The 2,674-nt window shown below is 58.6% G+C and carries 2 protein-coding genes; both read left to right on the plus strand.

Annotation, left to right across the window (positions count from 1 at the left end):
* The first annotated feature begins 163 nt into the window (after positions 1 to 163).
* Positions 164 to 2,197, plus strand: a complete 2,034-nt coding sequence (flhA, locus tag C0V97_RS17800) for a flagellar biosynthesis protein FlhA (protein WP_127102023.1) — start codon at positions 164 to 166, stop codon at positions 2,195 to 2,197.
* 271 nt (positions 2,198 to 2,468) lie between these two features.
* Positions 2,469 to 2,674: protoglobin domain-containing protein (locus C0V97_RS17805; protein ID WP_199752032.1), on the plus strand; the 206-nt coding region annotated here is incomplete at its 3' end.

A 2,674-nucleotide genomic window follows, 5' to 3' on the forward strand; every position in this document is an offset into this window, starting at 1 on the left:
CTTGGATAGCGCAACCGTTCCCCCGGTCTCCCCCCCCYCCCCCAACCGCCCCTACTCTGGCGGAAAAACAGCCGCACGCCTCCTTTCATCTCTCTCGGGTCAGGTTAACCGCGCTTCGCAATCAGTTCGCGACGGCAGTTACAAAACGTCCTGGCGCAGGGCTATTCCGGGCACCGATGTCGGTCTCGCCATCGGCGTGCTCCTGCTTCTTTCGATCCTGATCATCCCACTTCCAACCTTCATCCTCGATCTTGGCCTGTCGCTGTCGATCACCTCCAGCGTACTCGTTCTGATGGTCTCTCTGTTCCTCGAACGTCCGATCGAGTTCACCTCTTTTCCCACTCTGCTTCTGTTGACGACGCTGCTTAGGCTCTCTCTTGAAATCGCCACGACACGCCTGATTCTGAGCCATGGAAGTGAGGGGACTTACGCCGCGGGCCACGTCGTTGCGGCATTCGGTGGTTTCTTGATGGCGGGCGATGTCGTGATCGGCGGCATCGTGTTCAGTATCCTTCTCGTCGTGAATTTCATGGTGATCACGAAAGGGTCCGGGCGTATTGCCGAGGTGGCGGCGCGCTTCTTTCTGGACTCGATGCCGGGAAAGCAGATGGCCATCGACGCGGAGCTCTCGTCGGGTGCCATCAACGACAAGGTCGCGCGGCTGAAACGCAAGGAACTCGAGGATGAGAGTTCGTTCTACGGTGCCATGGATGGCGCCGCAAAATTCGTGCGAGGAGACGCGATTGCCGCGCTCATCATCACAGCCATCAACATCGTGGGGGGGCTCGCCATCGGCGTTCTCCGCTACGGCATGCCGATCGGTGATGCGGCGAGCACGTTCACCACACTCACGGTAGGTGATGGTCTCGTCTCACAAATCCCGGCCCTGCTCGTTTCAACGGCTTCTGGTATCGTCGTCACGAAAGGCGGCACCTCCGGCTCTGCGGACGTCACCCTTGTCCGTCAGCTCGGCGGAAATCCCAAGCCCATGGCCATGGCCGCGGTGCTGTCCGGCTGTTTCGCACTTATGCCCGGCCTGCCTGCATTTCCGTTTCTGACCATTGGCGCGCTCGCCGGAGCTGCCGCATGGTGGCGTTGGAAAGTCCCGGCGTCCGATGACGCGGAAGCTGAGGTGAGCGATACCGCCCCCGCTCCCTCCGCCACCCCTATTTCCGAAGTCCTCAAGTTGGACCTTCTGCGCCTGGAGCTTGGTTTCGGGCTTCTTCCCATGACCAACGGGGAAAACGCGCAGCTCACCGAGCAGATCAAGGCGCTGAGAAGAACCATCGCCTCCGAAATGGGATTCATCACACCGCCTATCCGGATACAGGACAATATCGTCCTCCCATCCGATCGCTACGTGATCAAGCTCAAGGAGATTACGATCGGCTCAGGAGAAGTGCGCCCCGGTCGTCTTATGGCGATGACGCCGTCGGGAGGCACGCCGGACCTTGAGGGCGAGAGAACGACCGAACCTGCTTTCGGTCTTCCGGCGGTGTGGATCGCTCCTGCGCTGAAGCCCAAAGCCATGGCTCTGAAATGTACCGTTGTCGATCCTGCGAGCGTGCTTGTTACGCATCTGAGCGAACTTGTGAGACAAAACCTGCCTGACCTGCTCACATACGTCGCCACGCAGAGCCTGTTGGATGAACTGCCCCGAGATCAGCAGAAGCTCGTGGGCGACCTGATCCCTTCTCAGGTAACCCTGAGTACGGTTCAACGGGTTTTGCAGTCCCTGCTGGCGGAGCGCGTCTCGATACGTGACCTGCCGACAATCCTAGAGAGCATCCAGGAAGGCAATGGCCTGGGTCTGCGCGGGATCCAGGCATTGACGGGCCACGTTCGTATCCGTCTTTCACGACAGATCTGCAGCGGATTGGAGGGTCCAGCGGGATATATTCCCATGATCACGCTTTCTCCCGAATGGGAGAATGATTTCGCCAACCATATCGCCGGACAGGGAGACGAACGGCGCCTGGCCATGCCGCCCTCGATGCTCAATCGCTTCGTGCTCAAGCTGCGCGATGCCTTCAATGCAGTGTCCACGAGCGGTGAAGTACCCGTCATCGTGGTCTCTTCTGCGGTCCGTGACCCCATGCGCTCCATCGTCGAGCGTGTCCGCCCGGCGGTGCCCGTATTATCGCAGGCCGAAATCTATCCTCGAGCGCGGATCAAGACGGTGGAAACAATCTCCTAGTTTCGCGTCCTTAAAATTTTCACAGCTGAAATCGAAGCGAAGAGGTGCCTAGTAGCGGGGAGGTTCCGGACTGACGACTGCTGCGCGTCCTGTCGACGAAATTGGCTGCCGATTAGCCGAAACGTTCCGTGCATCGCATTGTGCGCCGCATCACTTGATGATTGACAATAGCAACAAACAGTCCTCTCTTCGCTTTCCTCCAAAGTTCAGTCGGTACCGCGCGCGTCATGACGCATGGGAGACATAGAAAGAAAAAGCGAGGAGTCTCGACATGACCGGAACCCTTCTTACCGATTTCAATCGCAAGCAGGACTTCATCGGCATGAATGAGAGCGACGCCGCGGCGTTGCGCTCGATGGCCGAACTCATAAGGAACGAGCTTCCGACAGCACTCGATGGTCTTTATCGTAAAATTCGTGAAACGCCTCAGACACAGGGCTTTTTCGGCGACGACGCCCATATGGCGCGTGCAAAACA

The organism is Asaia sp. W19, from assembly GCF_003994335.1.
Classification (GTDB): domain Bacteria; phylum Pseudomonadota; class Alphaproteobacteria; order Acetobacterales; family Acetobacteraceae; genus Asaia.